Origin of the sequence: Staphylococcus gallinarum, assembly GCF_000875895.1 — a bacterium.
GTDB classification, from domain to species: domain Bacteria; phylum Bacillota; class Bacilli; order Staphylococcales; family Staphylococcaceae; genus Staphylococcus; species Staphylococcus gallinarum.
Window position 1 is genome coordinate 1 of record NZ_JXCF01000041.1, and the last position, 3,387, is coordinate 3,387.

Here is a 3,387-nt window from a genome sequence, read left to right on the forward strand (position 1 = left end):
AAATGAAAGATGTTTTTTTACTATATAGACTATTGAAATAGATCTATTTTAACCTTATTAAATCACATTAGTATTTTTATATCAGAAGTGTTTAAACATGGGTAGAGAAAAAGTGATATAAGGAATAATCTTCAACGTTACACCTAACTTTTAATAATTTAAAGTATTTAAGCAATCATAAATCAACAGAATAAAAATATTTTGTACAATATTTAAAGTATGTATGTGATAAAATGATAATGTGATTGAACGCTTTGTGTTGTTTAATTATTATAAAATACATAAAGCAAAAAATATTTAGAAATATCAATGAGTCCGCATTTAATTCATATTTTGAATTCAATCATAGTAGATTTTACAAAATTTAAGTTGGAAGATATTGTTTTATAAAAAAGAAGGAAGTTGAATTTAAACAATACTTAAAATGACCGTGACAAAAGTGAATTTAGGGACTATATCTGTCGACTAATGGATAATGTTGTTATAGAAGTTATATCTGTTATAATATCTATGAAATAAACTGTGTCAAAGGGGGAGTTATTTGAATATTTATATGGGGGTAGATGATTTAGCTAAACAGTTAAGTGTCTCGTCTTCAACAATAAAGAAATATTATTTGCTAATTGAGGAACGAGGGTACCTATTTCATCGAAACAAACAAGGGCATATTACATTTTCTCAAGATGATTTACGTTTGTTTAGAAATATTTTTGAAATCAAATCACAGCCTAAAACAACTGTTAATTCATCTATAGATCAAGCTTTGAAAAGTTTAAATAGAAGTAATTTCATAGATAACCAACCAGTGTTACCTGATGCAATTAATTTGAAAGAGGCTACAGAGATTTCTAAAAAGTTGTCATCTCTTTCTTTACATATTGAAAATCAAGAACAGACTATTAAGAAACAGAATGCTTTGATTAAACAGCAAGGAGAATTATTACATGAATTAGTAAAAATTAATCAACAAAACAAGGATCTTTTAGAGCAAGATAGTAATAAATTCTTATTAAAAGATAATTTGACTGAAAGTAATAAGATAAAAGAAAGATTAATTAGAATAGAAGAACAACTTCACAATTTAGGGAAAAGAAAATGGTGGAAATTTTGGTGATTAAAAAAACCACTTGTTTTATTCCCTGTAAATAAGTAAAGAGATTCAATAAGTAATGCGTACAATCAATTTTAATAAATGCGACGTTATTTTTATTAGTATAAATATAAGTAAGGAGAATGACTTAATGGTACAAATTAACGAAGTAAATGATTTTTTATATAATTTCTATAAATTCAATAAACAGATTACAAAAAATATAAATAATATACTGAAAAAATATGATATAACTTTGACCAATTACCTTGTCTTACTTGCATTGGACTATGAAAAAGAAACTAATATAAAATCACTTGCTAAATTATTAGATTTGGATACTGGAACGTTATCGCCTATTACTAAACGATTAGAGACAAAAGACTTAGTAATAAGAAATCGCAGTTCATCAGATGAACGGTCTATAGAAGTAAGATTAAGTACTGCAGGAAAAGAACTTGCGGATAATTTTGATAAAATTTCAACTGAAATCAAGGAGTGTTTAAAAATTAGTGAATATAATAACTATCTGAATCTTGTACAAGATTTAGATAGTAAATAATCAACCGATTTTTTGTAAAGTCAGAAAATAGTACCATAATATCTGGCACTGCTCCTCTTACTAAAAGATATCAATAAAAATACTATTTTCTAGTCTGCTAATTTCCTATACTTTATAGAAGATAAGTAGACTAGTTTTTTGCATTCTAGATTTATTATAGTTTTCAATGTAATTTCTACAATATCTATTGGTATTAGAGTTGGTTCTGTTGCAAATTCAGAAAAAATATAGCTAATCACCATTTTATCATGTCAATATTCTCCTAATTGACGAACATATGGCTAATTTCTTAGCGCGGCGAAAGTCCGTAGACCTGAAGAAACCTGCGGTTCTTTTTATATAGTTCATAAGTACATTTAATCCTTTTTATCGTATTCCTTGCCGTATTGATACTTCGGCATCTCGTCTTTCTCATCTTAGTATGGCAGTGATTTTGTTCAATAAGATTATTAAGCTATTTAGATGTACAATGGTAGTCAGAATTAAAGTTAAAATCTTTAATCAATTTAGATATTTCCATCTTCGTTGGATGTGTCTGATCCGTAATTATCATTTGGGATTTGCCAAATTGTCTAATAAGACATTTAATAAACGTATATGCTGGATGATTATCTCGTTTCTTACGTAACCAAATATCTAATATATGACCACCTGCATTAATGGCACGATATAAATATCACCATTTTTCTTTTACATTGATGTATGCCTTATCAACACGCCATTTATAATAGACTTTTTATGCTTTTCTTCCAAATTTGATACAAAGTAGGAGCATATTCTTGAACTCAACTGTAGATTGTTGAATGATGAACATTTACATCACGTTCTCTTAATATCTCATATATTACTATAACTAAGTGCGTATCTTAAGTAATTAGTCAAGGGCTACAGTTATTAAGTCCTTAATTAAATTGTTTATATCTAAAACAGTCTATACATAGTGCTCCTTTTTATTAAAATCACACTATAAAATCAACTTTGCAACAGAACCTTTTTTGTAATTTACTACAGTAGTAAATTATGGCAATTTATTGACAATTGACATATTAATTTGCTAACCTACATTTGTGTAAACGCTTTCTAAAGGAGGTAAAATTATGGAAGCTCTCATCGGAAAATTTTTTGAATTATTACCACGCTTCATCGTTAATTTATTTATTTAAAATGCGTTGGGGTTTAAGAGTGTAATTTTGAATATTTTTAAGAGGTGTCTAAGATGGAGAAAAAACAAAATAAATACAGTATCAGAAAATTTAGTGTTGGTGCATCGTCAATCCTCATTGGAGCTTTAATATTTTTAGGGGCAGGAACTGCACAAGCTGCTGAAGAAGAAGGCCAACAACAAGTTGACGCTACACAATCTAAGCAAGAAGTGAATACTAATACTTCTTTATCAGACGAATCGAATCAAAATAATACGCAAGCTATAAACCAAGAAAACAGTAAAGATGCAACTACTGAGTCATCGTCACAAAAGGATGTACATAATGCACAAGATGTGGCTACAGAAAGTGATTTAACCACTAACGATGTAAATCCAAAATACAACGAACAAGATAAAGTAGATAGAACAAAAGATCAACAGGCAGAAGAAACAACGAAAGATACACAGGACCAAACAAAATCAACAGAATCACCAGTGGATCCAGAATATAACGAACAAGATAAGGTAGATACAGCAACAAAAGATCAACAGGCAGAAGGAACAACGAAAGATACACAAGAGCAAACTTCA

General features: G+C 28.6%; 3 protein-coding genes and 2 pseudogenes. 4 read left to right on the forward strand and 1 reads right to left on the reverse strand.

Going from position 1 to position 3,387, the window contains the following annotated elements; genetic code table 11:
- Nucleotides 1–232 precede the first annotated feature (232 nt).
- The 3 genes and pseudogenes from SH09_RS17480 to SH09_RS12285 form a co-directional block, all read left to right on the forward strand.
- A pseudogene (locus SH09_RS17480) lies at nucleotides 233–381 on the forward strand (RepB family plasmid replication initiator protein); the annotation flags it as partial.
- Nucleotides 382–541: 160 nt separating this feature from the next.
- Nucleotides 542–1,114: a MerR family transcriptional regulator gene (locus SH09_RS15830; protein ID WP_052495452.1), complete on the forward strand. Its 573-nt coding sequence runs from the start codon at nucleotides 542–544 to the stop codon at nucleotides 1,112–1,114.
- A 127-nt stretch (nucleotides 1,115–1,241) separates the two neighbouring features.
- On the forward strand, nucleotides 1,242–1,652 hold the full coding sequence (locus tag SH09_RS12285) for a MarR family winged helix-turn-helix transcriptional regulator (RefSeq protein ID WP_042739947.1): 411 nt from the start codon (nucleotides 1,242–1,244) through the stop codon (nucleotides 1,650–1,652).
- 289 nt (nucleotides 1,653–1,941) lie between these two features.
- Here SH09_RS12285 and SH09_RS16110 read toward each other — a convergent pair.
- Nucleotides 1,942–2,587 (reverse strand): annotated as a pseudogene (locus SH09_RS16110) (IS6 family transposase).
- A 281-nt stretch (nucleotides 2,588–2,868) separates the two neighbouring features.
- Between SH09_RS16110 and SH09_RS12290 the strand changes: the two are divergent.
- Nucleotides 2,869–3,387 (forward strand): YSIRK-type signal peptide-containing protein (locus SH09_RS12290; RefSeq protein WP_042739948.1); only part of this gene is annotated, 519 nt, incomplete at its 3' end.